This is a genomic window from Helicobacter pylori (assembly GCF_016755635.1).
GTDB classification, from domain to species: domain Bacteria; phylum Campylobacterota; class Campylobacteria; order Campylobacterales; family Helicobacteraceae; genus Helicobacter; species Helicobacter pylori_CQ.
This window is the reverse complement of record NZ_CP051500.1, coordinates 266,343-286,066: the sequence shown is the minus strand read 5'-3', so window position 1 is coordinate 286,066 and position 19,724 is coordinate 266,343. Positions and strand designations below refer to the sequence as shown.

Genomic DNA, 19,724 nt, shown 5'->3' with positions numbered 1-19,724 from the left:
ATCAAACCGCATTTTTTCCAAACAAACGCCAAAAAAACAAAGCGCACACCAGCACAAACAATTCCTTAAACAGCCATTCGCTTTGAGCGTGCGAGCGGGCAAATTCAGCGCTTTGAAGCGCAACTTCGCCCACTTTTTGAGCGTTTAAAATATAAGGCGTGTAATAAAAAACAAAGAGCAAACACAACGCCCCTATCGCCACGCCAAGGATCAAATACACTAACGATCTTTTATAATAAATAAACGAAACGATTTCATAAAGTAACACTACAAAACCGATCGCACCCAAAAGATAATTGAAACGCACAAAGATTTGCGCCATGAGTTTCCCGCTCTCAAAGGGAGTCAGATTCAATTCAGGCAAAATGCTTGAAGCTTTGAAAACAATGGGTGCAACTATCGCTCCTAAAATGATCAAAGAGCCGCCCAAAATACCTAAAAGAAGCAAATACACCCCTAAACCAAATTTTTTCATCTTCCACCTTTTTTAAGATTTTTGCAACAAATGGTTACAATCCTTAAACTGCCACACTTGAACTAATGGCGTAAAAAACTCTAAAAGGGCTTGAATGTCAGTGATCCTATCTTTTAACCCGATAAACACTTCAATCTTCACGCCTTTTTCTAATAAAAGTCTAATTATAGAATCACTATACTTGTAATTCAATAAAAATTCTAATTCTTCTAAAGAACCCTCTTTTTTAAAACGCTCCAATTGAGCGCTCAAGCCCACTTCGTGATAAAAGTTATCCATGTAGCTTTGCGGGTCTTTTTGAAACGAAGAAAGTTGCAAGCGTTTGAACGCCAAACTCTTATGCGCTAACATGCAAGGCGAAAACAATAACAAAGAATGGATGCGCCGCTGTTGTGAGATTTCATTATAAGCGTATTCTATCGCTTTAATCGCCCCCATAGAAAAGCCTGAGATATCATAAGCCCCTTTTAAAAGCCACTCTTCAAACAAAACGCTTTCATTAACGAACCCAAAACCACTAAAAAAACGCATTTTCACCCGTTCAATAAATCATACAAATTGGAATGTTCTAAATATTCTTGCTCCAATAATAGAGCGCTTAATCGCTTGCAAGCTGCAATTTGCGGCTTTAAAAACTCCAGTTGCTCTTCATAAAGAACGCTTAAAGACTCTTTTGTAGGGGCTAAAAGAAGCTCACTGGCCATAAATTCATTCAAAAATTTCGCTTTTTGCAAGTCTTGTTTAGACAGACTATAACGCTCCTTATAGAGCAACTCTAAAATAATCGTCCCGCTCAAATACACTTTAATGTAATTTTTAATCTCGCTCTCGCTGTGGATTTTATTTTCATTAAAAGCGATAAATTCCCCTAATATTGGCGCTTTATCAAATTCAATTTCTAGCCAATACGCACTCAAGGCTTTCGCGCTTTGATACAAAGCGACTAATTCCTTTTGGTTTTCGTCTAAAGTTTGGGGCTTTTTCTTGCCGTAAGCGATCTTGTCTTTCACTTCTAAAATGTCGCTCTCAGTGATTTCGTTTCGTTGGTGTTTGAGGGCGTTTAAAGCGCTTTCATTGATTAAAGTCGCTAACATCGCCCCGCTAAAACCCACGCAAATTTTAGCGATCTTAAGATAATTGAGCGCGTGCTTTTTGTTTTCTAACAGCTTTTCTAAAATGCTCTGCCTTTCTAGTAAATCCGGTAAAGAAATGAAAATGCGCCGATCAAATCGTTTGCTCCTTAATAGTGCTTCATCCATCACTTCCATTTGGTTAGTCGCTCCTATCACCACCACCTCATCGTTTTGCAAAAACCCATCCATTTCGGTTAAAAGCTGGTTGAGCGTGGCCTCTCTTTCATCGCTCCTATGCCCTCCCCTAGCCTTACCCAAAGCGTCAATTTCATCAATAAAAATAATAGAAGGGGCATGCCTTTTAGCATGCATGAAAAGTTCATGCACTTTTTTAGCCCCAGCCCCCACATAAATTTGAGAAAACGCGCTCCCGCTTTCGTAAAAAAACGGCACTCTGGCTTCACTCGCTAAGGCTTTAGCGATCATGGTTTTCCCCACTCCAGGAGGCCCGATTAAAAGCACGCCCTTAGGGAGAAAAATCCCTAAATCCTGGTATTTTTTAGGGTTTTTTAAATAATCTATCACTTCTAGTAATTCTTCTTTGACTTCATCCACCCCTGCAATATCTTCAAAACGCACCCCTAGCGCGTCGTATCGTTGGAATGCATTTTCTAATTCGTTTTTGTGAGCGCTCTCTAAACTCATTTTAGTATCCAATCGTTTGGGCAAACGCCAAAAGATCCCAAAAAGCATGCTAGAAATGAAAAAAAGCAACGCTAAATTCATTTTAGAACCCTTGCTTAAATTTTCTCGTCTTTCTATGGGCATGCTTTCTGGGATTTTATAGGCTCTTAAAAAGGCTTCTTTGTTGGTTTTATAAAGACCCTTGTTAGCATAAAAATAATTTTCATCTTCAATTAAAGTTTGCTTAGGGTGGGATTGGATCACATAAAAAAAGTCCTTACCCGATATGAGCCTAGAAACATCGCTCAAAACTAAAAAAAGAAGCAAGCAAAAAGTAAGGATCAAAAACCCTAATGCCAAAACAAGCGAGCGGTTTTTAATGCGTTTAAAGGGAGCGGTGAGGTTTTCTAAAAATTTAGAAAACGGCATGATTTTCCCTCTCCTTAATTTCATACTCTTTGATTTCTAAAAAACTAGCCCTTAAAGGCTTATCGCTTTTGATTTTAATGAGGTTAAAGAATTGATCTAAGGCTTTAAATTCGCCATCTTTTTGCGCTTCCACTAGGGCTTTTAGGGGCGTGTTGAGCTTGAGCTGCAATTTCCTGAACGCTTTATTTTTATGAAAAATCAAATCTTTAATCGCATTCAAACGCTTTTTAGAATCTTCCAAACTCACGCTATCATGCATCAAACTAGAGGGGGTGTCTTTTCGTTTGCTGTAAATAAAAGGGTGGATGTGCGTTAAAGGCAAGTTTTCTAAATTTTTAAACGCTTTTTCAAAAACGCTTCCGCTCTCGCCCGGATGCCCCACAATAAAATCCGTGCCAATAGCAAAATTCTTAGAAGCGATTGCCTCTAATAATTCCCTATCGCTTTTGGTGCGGTTTCTTCGGTTCATCCTCTCTAGCATGAAATCATGGCTGTGCTGTAAAGCGATATGCAAATGTTTTTCTAAAAAATCCTCTTCTAAAAGTTCTAAAAATTCATCGTTGATTTGATTAGGCTCTAAGCTCCCAATCCTTATGCGTTTTAATCCAGCAATCTGGCTTAATTTTTTAATCAATTGCGCGATATTGCTTCCTCTATCCTTCCCATAGCTCCCCACATTGGTGCCGGTTAGAACCACTTCTTGAACCCCTTTAGAGCATAAAAGGCCCACTTGCTCTAAAATTTTCCTCTCTTCAAAACTCCTAGCCCTCCCTCTCACGCTTGGGATAATGCAATAATTGCAATCAAAATCACAGCCTTCTTGGATCTTGATAAACGCTCTAGTTTTTCCCACAAACTCGCTCACCATCGTGGTGTCTAAGTGCTTGTTTTCTAAATTGTCATCTATAAAAAAACGCTTTTTTTCTTGTAAAAGCGCGTTAATCTTTTCTTTATTGTCATGCCCAAAAACGCCCTTCAAAAACCCTTTTTCAAAAAGCTCTTTGCCTTGGGTTTTCACCCCACAGCCGGTAAATAGCACTTCCTTATCCAATCGCGCCATTTTTTTAGCGTAACTCCTTACCGCGCTATCGGCCCCATTAGTCACGGTGCAAGAATTGATCACAATAATATCGGCTTCTTGTTCTTCTAAGGTCGCGCTAAAATCCTTCAAATTCTCGCCCATCACTTGCGTGTCAAAAAGATTCGTCCTGCACCCAAAGGTTTTGAAATAGACTTTTTTCATTTTTGTTCCCTTTTATTCCCAAAACCATCGCCTAAAAAATCAGCATCCACTTTAAGCAACTTGCTGGTCGTATAAGCGATATGGATATTTTCTTCTTTCAAAAAAGCTTCAACGATTTCAGCCACAATCTTGCTCCTTAAAGACATGGTCGCATACGAATTGGTTTGATACCACACCGAGATTTTTATCCCGTTATTTTCAGGCATCAAAAAGCATCGAGGCTTCACACTCAAACTCCTTAAAGAATACCGGTCGCGCATTTTATTGAGCTGTTTATAGGTAATATCCGTGTATTCTTTAGACAATTCTGTAGCGATGTTGAGCGCAATTTTAGAAGCTTTTTTAAAATCAGAATCAAATGTAACGCAAAAATCCACGCCATCCCAAACCGTTTTCATCCCAAAATGGCTGTAATTAGCGAACATGGTGGTGAAAATATAATTATTAGGCACAAAAATAATCCGGCCCGCTCTCCTGTTGTTCGTATAAGTGGTAAAGGTTACATCTTCTAAAATCGTAATGTGCAACATAGAAATATCCAACACATCGCCAATAAAAATATCCGTCCCCTTAGCGATACGCACCCTATCGCCCACATGCACGCTCCCCCCAATCAAAATAATAAACCACCCAAGCAAGCTCATGAACAAATCTTTCATCGCAATCGCTAAACCCGCACTCGCAAAGCCTAAAACCGTGACCAAGTAAGTAACATTTTCTAAATAAGAAAAAAGAAAAATTAAAATGATCACGCTCACATTCACGAAGTTAATGGCTTTATTCACGGTATAGACGCGCTCATTATTTTCAATGTATTTACTGGAAATGATTTTTAAAATCCACGCAAACACCACGCTCAAAAGCGCCGCTAAAAACACATAAACCAATTTAAAAAGCTGGTTTTTAACTTGAGATTTAACAATGCTTATAGCCTCATCGCTGTCTTTTTGGAAAATCCCAATCGTGGTTTTTAAAATGTTTTGAGCCCCTTGCAATTCCAGGCGTTTGGCTTGAGTTTGATAAATCTCATCGCTTAGTTTCGCGCTTTTATCCAAAGCATGCCACTGATTTAAAAGCTGGTGCTTTTGATCTAAAAGCTTTAAAACTTCTTCTAAAGCAGTCTGATTGCTTTTGAGACTTTCATGCTTTAAACGCATGCTTTTAATGAAAGAAATGCCATCAATGATCGCAATAGGGTTAGCGATATTAGGGATATTGGGGATATTGGGGCGCTCTATCAAGTCCTTAAAAGGATTGACCCCATAGCTTTCAAACATTTTTTGCTGGGATTCTAAAGCCTTTAGGGTGTGCTCTAAGGTGCTAATCTTTAATAAATCCTTGCTTTTTTTGTTTTTTAAACGCCTTAATTCCTGTCTCACGCTCTCTTTTTCGGTATAAATTTGGTTGTAGATCTTGTAGTTTTCAAATTTTTTCAACCACACGTTATCGTCTTTGGCGAGTTTTTTATCCACCAAAGCCATTTGTTTTTGTATGGACAATAGCTCTTGGCTTTTATCTTCTGCTTGTAAAAACAAAAAACAAAAGAATAACAATACCCTTAATGCCATTTTTCTAACACCTTTAAAATCGTTTCTTTAGGGATATGAGAGGCAACCTCAAACGCTCCAATGCCTTTGGGCAGAATGAATTTGATTGTCTTATCCTCGCTTTTTTTGTCTAAAAACAAGCGTTCGTAAAATTTTTGAAGATCAATGATTTTGTAATGGAATATCAAATCAAATTTTTTCAATAAATTTTCTATGCGTTCGTATTCTTTTAAAGTGAGCATGCCTAAAGAAAGGGCTAAATCATTAGCCATGCGCATGCCAATAGCGATCGCTTCGCCATGCAAAAATCGCTCATAATCAGTCTCTTTTTCTATCGCATGCCCAAAGGTATGCCCGTAATTCAACCCGGCTCTGATATTTTGCTCTTTTTCATCTTGAACAACGACTTGAGCTTTGATATAAACGCTTTGAAAGATTACTTCTTCTAAACAATCTTTTAAATCCTTTGTTTCCAATCTTTCTACCAAGCTTTTATCAAAACACACCGCCATTTTAATGATTTCAGCCACCCCTGCTTGAAATTCCCTTTTTTCAAGGGTTTTTAAAAAAGCTAAATCAATATAAACCGCTCTAGGCTGGTGGAACGATCCGATTAAGTTTTTGCCATAAGGCGTATTGATCCCTGTTTTCCCCCCCACGCTCGCATCCACTTGAGCGAGCAAAGTCGTAGGGATATTAATAAAATCAATCCCCCTAAAATAAATACTGCTCGCAAACCCCACCATATCGCTTATGACTCCCCCACCAAGGGCTATCATTAAAGAATGGCGGTTTAATTGCATTTCAAAGGCGTTGTTTAAAATGCGCTCTAGTGAATTCAAGTTTTTGTATTTTTCTCCGGACTCTATCACGCACACTCTGACTTCTAAGGCTTTCAAGCGCTCTAATAAATACGATAAATGCAACCCAGATACGATGCTATCGCTAATGATGAGGGCTTTTTGCTTCAATTTTATTTTGGGCAGTTCCCCCAAAAACACCTTATAGCTTTTTTCTTTTAAAGGGATTAAAATTTCTTGCATTCTTTCACTCCGCTACAGGGATAAAAATTTGAGGGTTATCATCGTTTAAAAACGCTAATTTTTCCACTTTAGTGGATAAAAACCACCAAAAGCGCGTGTGCGTGATGCACTCTTCAAAAGGCATGAAATGCAAAATGGGATTTCTTAAAGAATTGAGATACATGATAGGATTTCTAATATCGGTTTGGAAAATCTCAATCTTGCGGTTGAGTGCGTTGGCTAAATTTTCATAATGATTAACAATCTCGTTTTTATAGCGCTTGTTAGGGTCAAAATCATAGAGCAACAAGCCCAAATCCATTTGCATAGACACATCAAAGATCACTGAAGACATGTCCTCATTAATATCCAAGCTTTCATTCAACACCACCACGCTTTGAGAGGTTTTAGACAAGCCAAAAGTGTTGGTTTTATAAACCGGAGTGGCTGTTTTATACAAGGCTTTTCGGTGTTTTTTAGATAAAAAAAGCTCTCTGCCTACCACGATCAGGCCCATTTTTTTCTGGTGGTCTTCATGAAGTTTTTGGATAAAACTTTTCCCATAAAAATCAAAATTCACTTCAATGCTTTCGGTTTCTAGCGCTAAAAATTTATGGTAAAACTTAGGGCTAGTGGGGTGTAAAACCTGAATGTAGAGCTTGTAGCTCTTTAAATGTTTGTGCAAAAACAAGGCTTGATACACATCGCGCATCATCGCTTTTCTGTTCTGCAAACGCATATCAATGTATAAATAAATGCTCTTACCAAAGGGGGCTGGGAACTGCCCCACGTTGCTTTTGACTTGATGATACACCGCGTTTAAAATTTCAGGATTACCCGCCACTAAAAGAATGTCTCGTGGCTGGATAACCAAAGATTTAGTGGAGAGCAACAAAACATCGTTGCGATAAAGCCCTACAATCCTGTATTCTTTTTGCCTGATAGAGCCAATGTGTCTGTAAGCAAAAATGCTCCCAAAAGGCACATCAATCTCCATGATCTCGCCCTTGCCTAACCCAAACTCTCTAGGGGTGCTAGGGATATTGGGCAAACGAGAAATGAATTTATTGGCTAAAACTTCAAATTCATCAATCAAAATAAGCTTTTCATCTTTATTTTCTTCATTGTTTTCTAAGGTTTTTTCGCTATCTTTTTTCACGCTCAAAACCACGCGCATGCGTTTGAAATGGGTTTGAATGATTTTATGAATGATGCGCTGTTCTTTAAAATCTTGTATGATTAAAAACGCATCGCTCACCTCATCGTTTAACACTTGCAAAAGCCTGAAACTAGAAGTCGCATCAAAACAATGAAAAGCGAAAGTGCTCGGATAATTTTTAGGGATAAGGCTCTCATCTTTGACAACCACTATATAAAAATTATGATTAGAATAATGCCTTAGCACCAAGTCTAAAAAATTTTTTGCTACAATGCCATCTAAAATAAGGGCGATTTTCTTCAATTCCAAACTTCCTAAAAAATGATTACGCCATTATATCCAAGATTAAGGCTTAAACGATGGATTTTCAACTCCAAGCTGTTGATGATAACGCGCGAGCTGGTCTTTTAAATTTAGCCCATTCTCAAGTTACAACGCCTGTTTTTATGCCCGTAGGCACGCAAGGCTGCATCAAATCTTTAGACGCTACAGATGCGCAAGAAATTTTAGGCGCTAAACTCATTTTAGCCAACACCTATCACATGTATTTAAGACCGGGCGAGAAAGTGGTTGGACAATTAGGGGGCTTGCATCGTTTCGCTCAATTTCATGGGAGTTTTTTAACCGATAGTGGAGGGTTTCAAGCCTTCAGCTTGAGCGATAATGTCAAATTGCAAGAAGATGGGATTATTTTTAAATCCCATATTGATGGGAGCAAGCATCTATTCACGCCCGCTAAAGTTTTGGACATTCAATATTCTTTGAATAGCGATATTATGATGGTTTTAGACGATTTAGTGGGCTTGCCCGCTCCACTAAAACGCCTTGAAGAATCTATTAAAAGAAGCGCTAAATGGGCGAATCTCAGCCTAGAATACCACAAAGAAAAAAACCGCCCTAACAACAACCTTTTTGCCATTATCCAGGGCGGCACGCATTTGAAAATGCGAAGCCTTAGCGTGGGATTAACGCATGAGGGTTTTGATGGTTATGCTATAGGCGGTTTAGCGGTGGGGGAAAGCGTAGATGAAATGCTAGAAACGATCGCGCACACCGCCCCCTTGCTCCCTAAAGACAAGCCTCGCTACCTAATGGGCGTAGGCACGCCTGAAAACATTTTAGACGCTATCAGTTTAGGGGTGGACATGTTTGATTGCGTGATGCCCACCAGAAACGCCAGAAACGCCACCCTTTTCACGCATTCTGGCAAGATTTCTATCAAAAACGCGCCCTATAAATTGGATGATACCCCTATTGAAGAAAATTGCACCTGTTATGCTTGCAAACGCTATTCTAAAGCCTATTTGCACCATCTCTTTAGGGCTAAAGAACTCACTTACGCTCGTTTGGCCAGTTTGCACAATTTGCATTTTTATTTAGAGCTGGTTAAAAACGCCAGAAACGCCATTTTAGAAAAGCGGTTTTTGAGTTTTAAAAAAGAATTTTTAGAAAAATACCACTCTTGTTCGCATTGAGTGGTAATAACTAAAACTTTTCAACTTTTTTAAAAAAATGGGATTTTTAACTTTATTTTTATAGTAAAACTCATTTTGTTAAGGGGATAGGGGGTATTTTGAAATAATTCTCCCCCTTAAAATCCCCCTAACCTAAGAAGACCGCCTTAAGAAATTATCGCTTGATTAAAATCAAGCTCTTTACTATTTATTTTTAAAAAATGCCTTTGAGCATTTTTTACATTTTGTGATCAGTATTCAGTAAAACAAAACCCTATCTTTGATAAATTTCAGGGTGGGTGCTTTTAAAACGCCTGTGGAACCAAAAATAACTTTCTGGGTGGTTTCTAATCACCTCTTCGCACAAACTCGCTTGGGCTTGCGTGCATTCTAAAATATCGTTCTCAGCGTTATCGGTGATTTGAGAGCGGATACTTTCGTAATAGGTCGCTGTGTAATGCGAATAATCGTCATTAAAATCAATGAATACCGGCTGGATGTCTATATTGTAACGGCGCGATAAAATAGAAGCGATCGTGGTGTGCGTAGCGTCTTTATTAAAGAATTTCACCACCACCCCATCTTTAGGCACGACATTTTGATCCACTAAAATCCCCACCAGGCCATTGCCTTGATTATACATTTTAATGAGTTCTTTCATCGCTCCTATTTTATTGACAAAACGCACCCCAAACGCCTCTCGCCTACTCATGATCATGTGATTGATGGGGGCAAATTTAGTCAAACGCCCCAAACACCCCCTACCATAATCCTTATAATATTGCGCCAAAGTCGTGCCTACCGCTTCCCAATAGCCAAAATGCATGCATAAAGTGATCGCTTGGCCTTCCTTGTTTAAAGACTTCCACACGTTTTCTTCATTGATGAGCGTGAAACGAGCGTCGTATTCAGCCTTAGGGATAAAGATCACTCTAATGGTTTCTAAAATAATGAAAGCAAAATTTTCATACCCCTTTTTAATGATCCTTTTTTTCTCTTCTTCGCTTTTAGAATCTCCAAACACAAAATCCAAATTGGCTTTAGCGTCAAAATAACGGCGTCTATCAAAGGTTCTCATCAGCCACGCTAAAGCTTTAATGCACCTTAAAAACCACGAATGGGGCATTTTAGCCAAAATAAACCCCAAAATATTCACTAAAGATTCCACGATAAAAATGCTCAAAATGCGCAGTTCTGTTTTAAAACCCTTATCGTTTTGGTTCAATATTTTTTCGTGTATGAGTCGTTCTTTATAAGTCATTCTTTTTCCTTTAAAAGGTTTAAAACGCATTCTTTAATTTTTTTAGGCTCTATGTTTTGGATAGAAAAATCCTTTTTATGGTAGCTGGCGTTTGAATTACCGGTGAGCGAAACATTGATCGGGCTTTCTAATTTAAAACGCTCCATGGGCGTGTTGCCATAAAGGGTGATGCTGGGTTTTTGCAACGCCCATGCTAAATGCGTAATGCCCGTATCGCCCCCAATAATCAAATCCATTTTAAAAAGCAACGCCTTAACTTCGTTTAAAGTGAGTTTAGGGAGCAATAATATATCGTGCTGGTGTTTTAAAGCGTGATAAAGCGTAGTAGCCTTATCTTCATCAGCATGCCATAACAAGCAAATTTGAAAATTTTCTAACGCTAACGCTAGCTCTTTAAAACGCTCTGTGGGGTAAGTTTTATTGATTTTAGAAGTTTCTAAAACAAAAAGGATTTTAGGCTTATTTTGATTCAAATTTAATGCATTGATTTTTGGGGAATCTTGGTAAGAAAACGCTTTAGCCCTAGAGCTTAAGCTCTCTGAAATTTCGTTTTTGGGCAAGTTTAGGGCTTGGGATAGGAGCGTGAAATTGCGCTTTAAAATGGGCTCATCATAAGCGATAGAAATTTTTTGCGAGTAAAAAAACGCGCTCAAACCCTCTCTAGCCGAAGCGTAATCAAAGCCGACTTTTTTAGGGGCTTTCAACATTTGCGTGATGAGAGCGGATTTGACTAGGCCTTGCATGTCAATGATTATATCGTATTCATAAGCCCTTAAAGATTTAAAAAGTTTAAAAATCTTCAAAGGGTTAAAGGTTTTAAGTGCGCTTTTTAAAGCGATGGAGTGTAATTTATCAACATAAGGGGAATGCTCTAAAATCGCACTAAATCTTTCATCCACGAACCATTCTATTTGGGCGTTAGGCAGACACTCTTTAATTGCCGCTAAAAACACCGCGCTCACGATAATATCCCCAAGCGCTGAAAGCCTGACAATCGCTATCTTCAAGCAAACTCTATCATCAAAGCAATGGGCTTAACGAGTTTAGGGAGCATCTCTTTAGCCAAGTAAAGCGCATCATCAGAATGGATCACAAGCTTGTTTTTTTCTAGCGTGTATTTTAGATAGTGGTTGTCTGTCAGGCACAGATTTTCAGCTAAAGAAAGGATGAAACTCAGCCATTGTAAGGTTAAAAGGCTTGGCATCATCGCGCTCATGTGGGCGATAGCGTTGTCTTTAGGGATTTTTTTATGGCTGAATTGCGCCAATAGGCAAATGATCGCTCTATCCTGGTGGCTAAAGCCATAATTCAAAGCGTTTAAAATAAAATACGCGCTGTGCTTGTGGGCTAAATAGACGCTTAAAATCTTACCCATGCTCGCTAATTCCCCTGCAATCTTTAAATGGAAAAGGTATTTTTCATCTATTTTATGCAAAGGCGATAAGGCTTCAAACAATTTCACGCATTCTTTTTTGACCTTTTGGCTGTGCTTTTCATGGGGTAAAAAGCGATCTTTTAAAGAGATTAGAGAGGGGTTGATATTGGGGGGGAATTTATGGTAATGGTGGCGCAATAAATCGCTTAAAAACACGCCTTCTCTCACCCCTACACCGCTGGTGATCATCAAAGAAGTTTTTAAATGCTCCAAAACGACTAGTAAAATCAACGCCCCACTCCTAATACTATCCAAACGCTCTTCATTCACCCCCAAAAGCCGTAATTGATCTTCTTTGAGCGTAACAATCTTTTCAATGAACGCTAAATTTTTATGCGCATCTATTTCATAACCATGCAAAGAATCAATAGGGTAATCAAAGCGTTTCATCAATACCTTACTCAACGCTCTGATCGTCCCCCCCACCCCAAAGGCGTTTTTATGCTTAAAGGGCAGTTTAGAAACCTCTTTTTGGATAAAGGCTTTAGCGGTTTTGACATCTAAGTCTTTGTCTAAAAACATTTCTTTAATGCGAATCGTGCCAACATCAAGCGAGATTAAGTCCTTAATCTTGCCTTTTTCAATCAACGCGCACTCGGTGCTACCCCCTCCAATATCTATCGTGATCCCTGAATTTTTATGCAACAAATTCGCGCACGCGATCCCGCCATAGAGCGCTTCTTTTTGCCCATCAATGATTTTGATTTGCAAACCGCAAGCCTTTTTCACCCTCGCTACAAACTCTAACCGATTAGGGGCATCGCGCACCGCTGAGGTCGCCACGCACAAGATTTTTTTACTTTTGTATTTGAGGGCGATTTCTTTAAATTCGCTCAAGGCTTTAACGGCTCGTTGCATGGGGATTTCTTGTAAGATTCCATTAAACGCATAACAGCCCTCTGAAATCCTAACCTTAGACTTAGTCTCAAAAAGCAAGTAAAACCCAAACTGGCTCGTCTTTTTAAAGACAGCCAAACGCACTGAATTAGAGCCTATATCAATCACGGTTGTGATTTTAGCCATTGCTAGCCTTTAATCTTGCTCTTTTAAGATTTCGTATTTGTATTTCAATTCCTCTTTGCTCTCTGCATTGTTAGGATCCGGTAAAATCGCATCTACAGGGCATACGCTCACGCAACGAGGCTCATCATCATCATACCCATAACACTCCGTGCATCTGTCTGGATCAATATTATAAATGGGATCGCCCTCTTCAATCGCCTCACTAGGGCATTCTTCTCTGCAAGCATCGCACGCAATGCATTCATCATTCACCAATAATGACATGACTAACTCCTTTTAAAAAGTTTGAATACGATTTTTACTCTAAATTAGCTTAAAATTCAATCTAAAAAGACTATTTTTTTTTGATTATAAGAATGGGGGCTATTTTCCAACACGCCTAAAACCCCTAAATCTTTTAAATGGGTGTAGTCTTGTTTGTGGGTTTCTACAAACACGCTCAAGCCCAAACGCCAAGAAAATTCTACCATGCCCTTTAAATCTTCTTTCAAAAGCTCTTCGTCTAAAATGACCCCATCAGAGCCTTGAACAAGCGATTCTAAAAGCTGGTAATGGCTGATGAAAAAATCCTCATGGACTATCAAAGAGTTCGCATGGCGGCGCAATAACCCTAAAACTTCTAAATCAAACACGCTTGGAGCGCCTATTTCGTATAATCCTTTGAAATTGACAATGACGCAATCGGTGTGGGTGTTTTCTTTCAAAAGCTTTTCTAAAACCTCATCAGGGGTTACAAAAACACAATCTTTGGTTTGAGGAATAACTCTAGGCAAGTAAGGGTTATACGACAGGCTTTTACCTAACATTTCATAAGAAAGCATGCCCTCTTTTAAGGCTAAGCTTTTTTGTAAATTTTCTAAAATCCCTATTTCTTGCATTCTTGAATGATCTTATTGTGCTCTTTTAATTCGGGTTCGGCTTGGATAGACTCTTTAGCGATGCTAGAAAAAATTTTTTTAGCCTCCAAGCAATTCCCCAATTTGTAATAACCCCATGCTAAAGAATCCAAATAAAGCACTGATCCAGAATCTAAGGCTAAGGCTTTTCTCACAAAATCCATGCCCCTTTTAATATCCATGTCATAATCTATTAAGGAATACCCTAAGAAATTATAAAAGAAAGCGTCTTGCGCGTCTTCTTTATCTTTGGTTTTAGCGAGTATTTGCTGACGCTCTTTGGTGGCTTGCTCTAATTTTTGAATAATGGGTAGCATCTCTTCTTTGGTGAGTTTTTTCTTATTCGCGCTCAAGCTTTCATAATGATAAATCGCCTCTAACCCTAAAAATTTAGGGTCTTTTTTTTCTTGATAGATCAAAGAAGCCTGTTTGGAAGCTTGATCAAATTTCTTTTGTGCAGTGTATAAGTCTAGCAACAAACGCCTATCAAAAGGGAATAATTCTGCGATTTTCTGGGCCTTATCAAACTCTTTTAACAAGATTAATACCCCTATGTAAAATTGGGCGTTTTGAACAATAGGGTTTTTTTCATACAAACGAGCAAAAGTCGTTTTAGCCAAATCAAGCTCGTTAAATTGCGTGAAAGTGTTGAGCGCTTTTTGGCACAATTGCTCTGAGCAACCATACCTGTCTATATGGGATTGCAACAAATCCAAGCCTTCTTTTTTGCGGTTTTGCAAAAAATAGATCGTAATGAGTTTTTCTAGGCTGTCTTCATCATGCACTTGGTTATAAAACTTATTCAACAACGGGAAAGCCCTATCCAAACGCTTTTGAGTCAAATACAAAGTCCCTAACACATTGTCTGTGGCTATGGTCTTTTCTTCTTTACGGATTTTGTGTAATAGTTCAATCGCCTTATCAATCTGCCCCATTTGCGCATAGCCATCCACTAAAATCTTATTGATAGAAACATCGTTACGATTATTGGTGATTTTTTGATAGAGCATGGCTAAATGCATAGCGGTTTTAATGTCCCCTAAGCTCGCCGCTGAAATGGCCGCTTCTTTAGCATACACCACCTTATTGGTTTGCTTATAGAGATTCATATAGCCTTTTTGAGCGGCAGCAAAATCCCCTCTATGGAAAGCGTCTGAACTCAACAGGATTTGATGATCTTCTGAAAGGGTTTCAGCCTTAAGGCAAGAAAACAAGCTAAAAAGCAATATATTTGCTAAAAACCTTTTCTTTATTTGAATATCCATTATTTTATTTCCTTTTTTGTGTAACTAAAGTGAATTTTAGCGCACTTTAGTTTCTTTGGTTTTTTGTGTGATGCCCGGACAGCTTTGGCAAAAAGCTTCTTTTTGCTCTTTAGAGAAAGTTTTCACGCTCTCCCAAAAAGGAAAAGTTTGGCATTGCTTAGGGCGCACGCTATAAATCTGGCATTTTTTGGTTTCTAAATCCAAAAACACGCACGCCAAACCCAACTCTTTAGCGTCTTTTTCTAATAAAGAGAACTTATACCCCACCTTTTTAACGTATTTTTGACTGAATTCTTCTAGTTCTAATTTTAAAAAAGCGCTAATTTGTTGCATTTCTTGGATATTCAAAAAAATATACCCGCTTTCCCCCACGCAACACTTTGCCCCACAACCCTCGCATGCCTTAGGATTAAAACTGAAATCAAAATCTTGCATTAAACTACCCCTATCCTATTGGAGATCAATACTCACGCTAAATTGCACCAACAGCCCTTCATCATCTTTAGAGATTTTTAAAGGCAATTGGCTTTGAGCGCTCGGTAAATACTTGTTGATTAGGGTGAAAAAAAGATAGGTCTTTTCCAATTCGCTCGCTCTGGCCATGATAAAAAATTGGGTTTTTTGAAGGGGGTTTTGAGAGAGCAAGGGTTTGATTTTATAAGCATCAAAACATTTTTTTAAAATCTTTTCTAAAATCCGCCTGGACTCTTCATCATTAAAAATCTTTAATAAGGATTCGCTGGTTTCTTTTTGATTGCGATAGTTCGCTAGGGCTGTTTCAAAATGCCTTTGCGCGTATTCTAAAACGCTTTTTTTACGATTTTCTTCTAAAAGGATTTTTTTCAATTCCAGCATGCTAGGCCATAGGAAATACTCGGTATTCAACCAACCAAATAAGGAAAAAACCCCTAAAAAAACGAGGTTTTTAATGATAAACCCCACATCGCCTGATTGCTCTCTGTCCAGGTGTGAAAAATGCAATGGCTTCATTTAATAGACTCCGGGTTTTTTATCAGTAAGGAATTAGAAAAGTTGGTGGAGACAAAATTAAACCACCCGTCGCTTAAAGGGAAAAATTCCGCCCTAGAATAATCAAACATGGGGTTTAGTTTGTTTTGAAACAAAAAATAAAAAGCTTCTTTAGAAGGGGTTTTACCACTAACCACCACGCTTTGCTGGTCTATTTCAATGCTATTAATAGTGATGGAATCCGGCACAATATTTAAAAGCCCTTGCAAAACATCTCGTATATCATCGTTGTAATTCAAACGCTTTTTGGCTTCTTTAATGAGTTTTAAGGTTTCATCAGTCTTAACCTGCAAGCGGCTGATTTCATGGCGGTAAAGCTTTTCTTGGATCGTCAAACTGGATGCGTTGTCTTGAGTGCGTTTAATGGCGTTATGCATAAACCACACTAACCCCCCTATCACCACAAAAGATAAAAAAATGTAAAAAACCCAAATTTTAGAAAGCTTGCTGATAAGGTATTTCGCTCTTGGCTCAATGTAACTAAAACGCATGCTTTTCATTCTCCATGCGCGCTAAAATGTTCAAGCGCTCCACTAAAGAAAAATCAAGCCTATCCACTTCTATCATCAAAGTTTCTTGCAAATGCATTAACGCTTTGTGGTGGATTTGACAGCTGTCTAAAACAACCACTTTTTCTACAAAGTCTATCTCTCTAGAATGATAGACGCTGCGCAATCCCTCTTGCAAAACATCTGCAATTAAGGGGATATTCGTCATGCCTTCAATCAAACTATAAGCGTCCTCTGTTATTTTTTCGCTATTATCCTTACTGCTGTCTAGGCCTATCGCTTCTTCAAGGTTGTCAATATCTTCTTGGATTTCACTCAAAAACAAATCCACAGCCTCATTATCCATTCCCATAAAATCTTCTTCTTTGCTCTCTACAAACTGTTCAGGTTGTTCTTCTAAAAACACGGATTTGGCTAAAAAAATCTCTTTTTTATCCGCAATCAAAAAATAAAATCTTGAACGCTCCAAAAGCAAATACAACAACGGCTTATTTTCTAAATTATCGCGCACAAAATCATAAATAAGGCTAAAAGGCGAAAACAAAAAATCCACATCCTGGATTTTAAAACGCTTGAAATCCTTTAAAAAATCCTTAGATTCCACATAAACGCAATACTTTTGATTGACTTCGCAAGCATGATAATCTTGATTTTCTTGTTTGATTTGTTCAAACGCCTGCTTTTCGCATAAAACCTCTTTAGCTTTACTCATCGCGCTAAAATAAGTGTAGGGGTATTTTTGGCTATAAGTTCTGGCGATTTTTAAGGCTTGAATGGGGACTTCACCATTTTTAGTCTCCACTTTGGTCTCAAAAGTTTTAAAAAATTTCTCTTTAATGCGATCGTTTTTGATCCTTATGACTTGAGTGGATAAAAGATTGTGATCCACATTAAAAGAGATATACACTTGAGAGCAAAACCTCTCCTTAAACGCTTTTTTTAACCCTTTAAGCACCCAAACCCCTTTGAGATTCTTTAAACCCAACAGAATCCATGCGCGTCTTTAAATATTCTTTAGCCCTTGAAAGCTCCCATTCTTTAGGGATGATCACAGATTCTAGCATGTAATAATACACTTCGCTAAAAGGCTTAGGGATTTCAAATTGATCCCAAGTGTTCAACCGCCATGCGTTTTTACAAACCACCCGACAAGCGCTAATCCCCACGCCTGATTTTTGAGCTAAAGCGATCACCCCATCCGCTATGCTGTGTCGTGGGCCTTTAGGGCCATCAGGAGTGATAGCGACATCGCAACCTTCTTTCAATCGTTTAAGCCCTTCTATCAAAACCTTAACCCCCCCTTTTTTGCTAGAGCCTCTAATGTTTTTAAAACCAAAGCTTTCAAACAAGCCCGCCGCAATAGATCCGTCAAAATGCTGGCTTGCGATCACATAAACAGAAGGTTTTTCAAGCCTTAAATACGCAAACCCGATCATGCCAAGCTCCCCATGCCAACAGCTTACAATAAAGGGTTTTTCTTTTAAATTTTGAGCTAAAAAATAGCGGTTTTTACAAGTTTTATGCAACAACCAAAGGACTCCAAACGCCAAACGAGGGACAACCTTTAAAACGATATTTTTCCTGAAAAATTTTAAGCTCAATTCTCGCCTTTAAACCCGCTCTTCATTGGTTATTTTGATTAGTTGCCTTTAATGGCCGCTATCAAGCGCCCTTTGGAATGAGAAACAATCTCCACTTTTACAAGCTCGCCCGGATTTCTTTTTTCCTTACAAGTTACTTCAATGAATTTCCCCGTATCGCTGCGCCCTTCAAAACCCACGATTTGATTATCCATTTCACGCCTATTTTCCACCAACACCACATGCGTTTTACCCACTTCCAACTTGGCTTTTTCTTCTAAAATTTCTTTGTGCCTGTTTTGCAACCTCTCTAACCTTGAATATGAAACTTCTAACGGCACTCTCTCCTTCCAAGCTCCCGCTTCAGTGAAAGGGCGTGGGGAGTAAATAAAACTATAGAGCGTGTCAAAGCGCACTTTTTCTAGCACCTCCATCGTGTCTTCAAAATCCTTATCGCTCTCATTAGGAAAGCCTACGATAATATCCGTGCTGATGCCCACTTCAGGCACTAAAGCTTTCAACCTCTCCACCCGATTTAAAAACCACTCTTTACTATAACCCCTTCGCATCATCTTTAACACCGCGCTAGATCCGCTCTGTAAGGGCATGTGGATACTCTTGCACACTTTAGGGTTTTGGGCAAAGCGTTCTAAAAATGCATCATTCATGTGCAAGGGGTGAGGCGAAGTGAATCGTATCCTTTCAATGCCTGAAATTTCGCTCAATTTATCCAACAAATCGCTAAAATTAACTTTCGCATGCTCGCTACTGAAACGCACGCCATAATTATTCACATTCTGCCCTAAAAGCATGAGCTCTTTAGTGCCGTTATTCGCCAATTTCTCAGCTTCTTTTAAAATCAAATCCATAGGGATAGAAATTTCTTTCCCCCTAGTGTGCGGGACAATGCAATAAGCGCATTTCTTATCGCAACCTATAGAGATGTTTAATAGCGATCGGATTTGAGCCTTTTTTTCAAAAAATTCAAACGCATACGCGCTTTCATCATAATCAATCGCCACTTCAACCGCTTTTTCTTTATGGATCACTTGAGAGATTTTAGACACATTCCTAGCCCCTAACACAAAGCTCACGCTTGGGGCTTTTTTCAAAATATCCGCTCCCATGTGGCTTGCGGTGCACCCGCAAACCCCGATTTTGGCGTTGGGTTTTTTGATTTTAGCGAATTGACCGATTTCTGAAAACAATTTCCGTTCAGGCTTTTCACGCACGCTGCAAGTGTTGATTAAAATCAAATCCGCCATTTTAGGGTCATTGGTCTCTTTATAGTCTAGTTTGGAAAGCTCGCTCAACAAATGCTCGCTATCCCTAGAGTTCATGGCACAACCCATGGTTTCAATATAAACTTTCAATACAAGCCTTTAAATAATGTGCAATTCATAAAGAAAATCTTTTTCATCAGTGCTGACCCTCACCTCATCTAAATAAGCCGTATGGCCTTTTTCTTTGAAAAAATCCACCGCTTTGAGCATGTCTTTGTGGGCGTTTGTGGGGGCAAAATAGAAAATAGAACGCTTGTCTTCACTGAATTTGTGGTACAAATCCTCTAATTCCACGCTCTTAGCGTCTGATTTTCTTGTATTCTTGGCTAAAACTAATTTCATTGACTCTTTCCTTAA

At 38.8% G+C, this 19,724-nt stretch carries 21 protein-coding genes; 1 reads left to right on the top strand and 20 read right to left on the bottom strand.

The features are described 5' to 3' along the window. Window position 1: 1 nt before the first annotated feature. Genes HG567_RS01370 through HG567_RS01340 form a run of 7 tightly spaced genes read right to left on the bottom strand, consistent with a single transcriptional unit; the run spans window position 2 to window position 7,935 of the window. Window positions 2-475, bottom strand: a complete 474-nt coding sequence (locus tag HG567_RS01370) for a DUF4149 domain-containing protein (RefSeq protein WP_202139905.1) — start codon at window positions 473-475, stop codon at window positions 2-4. A 12-nt stretch (window positions 476-487) separates the two neighbouring features. Beyond that, on the bottom strand, window positions 488-1,006 hold the full coding sequence (bioV, locus tag HG567_RS01365; RefSeq protein ID WP_202138193.1) for a pimelyl-ACP methyl ester esterase BioV: 519 nt from the start codon (window positions 1,004-1,006) through the stop codon (window positions 488-490). A 2-nt stretch (window positions 1,007-1,008) separates the two neighbouring features. Then, entirely contained in the window at window positions 1,009-2,661 is a 1,653-nt protein-coding gene (locus HG567_RS01360; protein ID WP_202139904.1) for an AAA family ATPase, read from the bottom strand. Next, window positions 2,648-3,904, bottom strand: a complete 1,257-nt coding sequence (mtaB, locus tag HG567_RS01355; RefSeq protein WP_202139903.1) for a tRNA (N(6)-L-threonylcarbamoyladenosine(37)-C(2))-methylthiotransferase MtaB — start codon at window positions 3,902-3,904, stop codon at window positions 2,648-2,650. Before mtaB ends, HG567_RS01360 begins: the two co-directional genes overlap by 14 nt. Next, window positions 3,901-5,472, bottom strand: a complete 1,572-nt coding sequence (locus tag HG567_RS01350) for a mechanosensitive ion channel family protein (RefSeq protein WP_108328939.1) — start codon at window positions 5,470-5,472, stop codon at window positions 3,901-3,903. Before HG567_RS01350 ends, mtaB begins: the two co-directional genes overlap by 4 nt. Further along, complete coding sequence (gene aroB, locus HG567_RS01345; protein ID WP_202139902.1) at window positions 5,463-6,494, bottom strand: 3-dehydroquinate synthase; 1,032 nt, start codon at window positions 6,492-6,494, stop codon at window positions 5,463-5,465. Before aroB ends, HG567_RS01350 begins: the two co-directional genes overlap by 10 nt. Window positions 6,495-6,498: 4 nt before the next feature. Further along, window positions 6,499-7,935: a COG3400 family protein gene (locus HG567_RS01340; RefSeq protein ID WP_202139901.1), complete on the bottom strand. Its 1,437-nt coding sequence runs from the start codon at window positions 7,933-7,935 to the stop codon at window positions 6,499-6,501. Between the two features lie 56 nt (window positions 7,936-7,991). Here HG567_RS01340 and tgt point away from each other — a divergent pair, with 56 nt between their 5' ends. Beyond that, on the top strand, window positions 7,992-9,107 hold the full coding sequence (tgt, locus tag HG567_RS01335; RefSeq protein WP_202139900.1) for a tRNA guanosine(34) transglycosylase Tgt: 1,116 nt from the start codon (window positions 7,992-7,994) through the stop codon (window positions 9,105-9,107). 253 nt (window positions 9,108-9,360) lie between these two features. Here tgt and HG567_RS01330 read toward each other — a convergent pair whose 3' ends face one another. The 13 genes from HG567_RS01330 to HG567_RS01270 are packed head-to-tail and all read right to left on the bottom strand — an operon-like array spanning window position 9,361 to window position 19,709. Next, window positions 9,361-10,347, bottom strand: coding sequence for a lipid A biosynthesis lauroyl acyltransferase (locus tag HG567_RS01330; RefSeq protein WP_202139899.1), 987 nt, complete (start codon window positions 10,345-10,347; stop codon window positions 9,361-9,363). Beyond that, on the bottom strand, window positions 10,344-11,354 hold the full coding sequence (gene waaC / locus HG567_RS01325; RefSeq protein WP_202139898.1) for a lipopolysaccharide heptosyltransferase I: 1,011 nt from the start codon (window positions 11,352-11,354) through the stop codon (window positions 10,344-10,346). The genes HG567_RS01330 and waaC overlap by 4 nt, the downstream gene beginning before the upstream one ends. Continuing rightward, a complete protein-coding gene (locus HG567_RS01320) occupies window positions 11,351-12,805 on the bottom strand; it encodes a Ppx/GppA family phosphatase (protein ID WP_202163870.1) in 1,455 nt (484 codons plus the stop codon). The genes waaC and HG567_RS01320 overlap by 4 nt, the downstream gene beginning before the upstream one ends. A gap of 9 nt (window positions 12,806-12,814) precedes the next feature. Then, window positions 12,815-13,069, bottom strand: a complete 255-nt coding sequence (locus HG567_RS01315; RefSeq protein WP_000055462.1) for a YfhL family 4Fe-4S dicluster ferredoxin — start codon at window positions 13,067-13,069, stop codon at window positions 12,815-12,817. A gap of 56 nt (window positions 13,070-13,125) precedes the next feature. After that, window positions 13,126-13,683, bottom strand: a complete 558-nt coding sequence (locus tag HG567_RS01310) for a beta/alpha barrel domain-containing protein (protein WP_127920031.1) — start codon at window positions 13,681-13,683, stop codon at window positions 13,126-13,128. After that, window positions 13,671-14,966 carry a tetratricopeptide repeat protein gene (locus HG567_RS01305; protein ID WP_202139896.1) on the bottom strand — a complete coding sequence of 432 codons (1,296 nt, stop codon included), beginning with the start codon at window positions 14,964-14,966 and terminating at the stop codon, window positions 13,671-13,673. The genes HG567_RS01310 and HG567_RS01305 overlap by 13 nt, the downstream gene beginning before the upstream one ends. A gap of 36 nt (window positions 14,967-15,002) precedes the next feature. After that, the gene (locus HG567_RS01300; RefSeq protein WP_001150533.1) at window positions 15,003-15,401 is read right to left on the bottom strand and encodes a YkgJ family cysteine cluster protein; all 399 of its coding nucleotides are present in this window, start codon (window positions 15,399-15,401) and stop codon (window positions 15,003-15,005) included. A gap of 15 nt (window positions 15,402-15,416) precedes the next feature. Continuing rightward, window positions 15,417-15,956 (bottom strand): hypothetical protein, encoded by a 540-nt coding sequence (locus tag HG567_RS01295; protein WP_000803105.1) that lies wholly within the window; start codon window positions 15,954-15,956, stop codon window positions 15,417-15,419. Next, window positions 15,953-16,486: a hypothetical protein gene (locus HG567_RS01290; RefSeq protein ID WP_033786190.1), complete on the bottom strand. Its 534-nt coding sequence runs from the start codon at window positions 16,484-16,486 to the stop codon at window positions 15,953-15,955. The genes HG567_RS01295 and HG567_RS01290 overlap by 4 nt, the downstream gene beginning before the upstream one ends. Beyond that, window positions 16,476-17,459: a hypothetical protein gene (locus HG567_RS01285; protein WP_202139895.1), complete on the bottom strand. Its 984-nt coding sequence runs from the start codon at window positions 17,457-17,459 to the stop codon at window positions 16,476-16,478. Before HG567_RS01285 ends, HG567_RS01290 begins: the two co-directional genes overlap by 11 nt. Then, window positions 17,452-18,105, bottom strand: a complete 654-nt coding sequence (locus HG567_RS01280) for a lysophospholipid acyltransferase family protein (protein WP_202139894.1) — start codon at window positions 18,103-18,105, stop codon at window positions 17,452-17,454. Before HG567_RS01280 ends, HG567_RS01285 begins: the two co-directional genes overlap by 8 nt. A gap of 38 nt (window positions 18,106-18,143) precedes the next feature. Beyond that, on the bottom strand, window positions 18,144-19,457 hold the full coding sequence (gene miaB, locus HG567_RS01275; RefSeq protein ID WP_202139893.1) for a tRNA (N6-isopentenyl adenosine(37)-C2)-methylthiotransferase MiaB: 1,314 nt from the start codon (window positions 19,455-19,457) through the stop codon (window positions 18,144-18,146). 9 nt (window positions 19,458-19,466) lie between these two features. Then, window positions 19,467-19,709 (bottom strand): nuclease, encoded by a 243-nt coding sequence (locus tag HG567_RS01270; protein ID WP_000780044.1) that lies wholly within the window; start codon window positions 19,707-19,709, stop codon window positions 19,467-19,469. Between the last annotated feature and the right edge of the window lie 15 nt (window positions 19,710-19,724).

Coding starts and splice junctions, on each gene's coding strand:
- HG567_RS01370 (WP_202139905.1), bottom strand. CDS start 475: ATGAAAAAATTTGGTTTAGGGGTGTATTTGCTTCTTTTAGGTATTTTG.
- bioV (WP_202138193.1), bottom strand. CDS start 1,006: ATGCGTTTTTTTAGTGGTTTTGGGTTCGTTAATGAAAGCGTTTTGTTT.
- HG567_RS01360 (WP_202139904.1), bottom strand. CDS start 2,661: ATGCCGTTTTCTAAATTTTTAGAAAACCTCACCGCTCCCTTTAAACGC.
- mtaB (WP_202139903.1), bottom strand. CDS start 3,904: ATGAAAAAAGTCTATTTCAAAACCTTTGGGTGCAGGACGAATCTTTTT.
- HG567_RS01350 (WP_108328939.1), bottom strand. CDS start 5,472: ATGGCATTAAGGGTATTGTTATTCTTTTGTTTTTTGTTTTTACAAGCA.
- aroB (WP_202139902.1), bottom strand. CDS start 6,494: ATGCAAGAAATTTTAATCCCTTTAAAAGAAAAAAGCTATAAGGTGTTT.
- tgt (WP_202139900.1), top strand. CDS start 7,992: ATGGATTTTCAACTCCAAGCTGTTGATGATAACGCGCGAGCTGGTCTT.
- HG567_RS01330 (WP_202139899.1), bottom strand. CDS start 10,347: ATGACTTATAAAGAACGACTCATACACGAAAAAATATTGAACCAAAAC.
- HG567_RS01320 (WP_202163870.1), bottom strand. CDS start 12,805: ATGGCTAAAATCACAACCGTGATTGATATAGGCTCTAATTCAGTGCGT.
- HG567_RS01315 (WP_000055462.1), bottom strand. CDS start 13,069: ATGTCATTATTGGTGAATGATGAATGCATTGCGTGCGATGCTTGCAGA.
- HG567_RS01310 (WP_127920031.1), bottom strand. CDS start 13,683: ATGCAAGAAATAGGGATTTTAGAAAATTTACAAAAAAGCTTAGCCTTA.
- HG567_RS01305 (WP_202139896.1), bottom strand. CDS start 14,966: ATGGATATTCAAATAAAGAAAAGGTTTTTAGCAAATATATTGCTTTTT.
- HG567_RS01300 (WP_001150533.1), bottom strand. CDS start 15,401: ATGCAAGATTTTGATTTCAGTTTTAATCCTAAGGCATGCGAGGGTTGT.
- HG567_RS01295 (WP_000803105.1), bottom strand. CDS start 15,956: ATGAAGCCATTGCATTTTTCACACCTGGACAGAGAGCAATCAGGCGAT.
- HG567_RS01290 (WP_033786190.1), bottom strand. CDS start 16,486: ATGCGTTTTAGTTACATTGAGCCAAGAGCGAAATACCTTATCAGCAAG.
- HG567_RS01270 (WP_000780044.1), bottom strand. CDS start 19,709: ATGAAATTAGTTTTAGCCAAGAATACAAGAAAATCAGACGCTAAGAGC.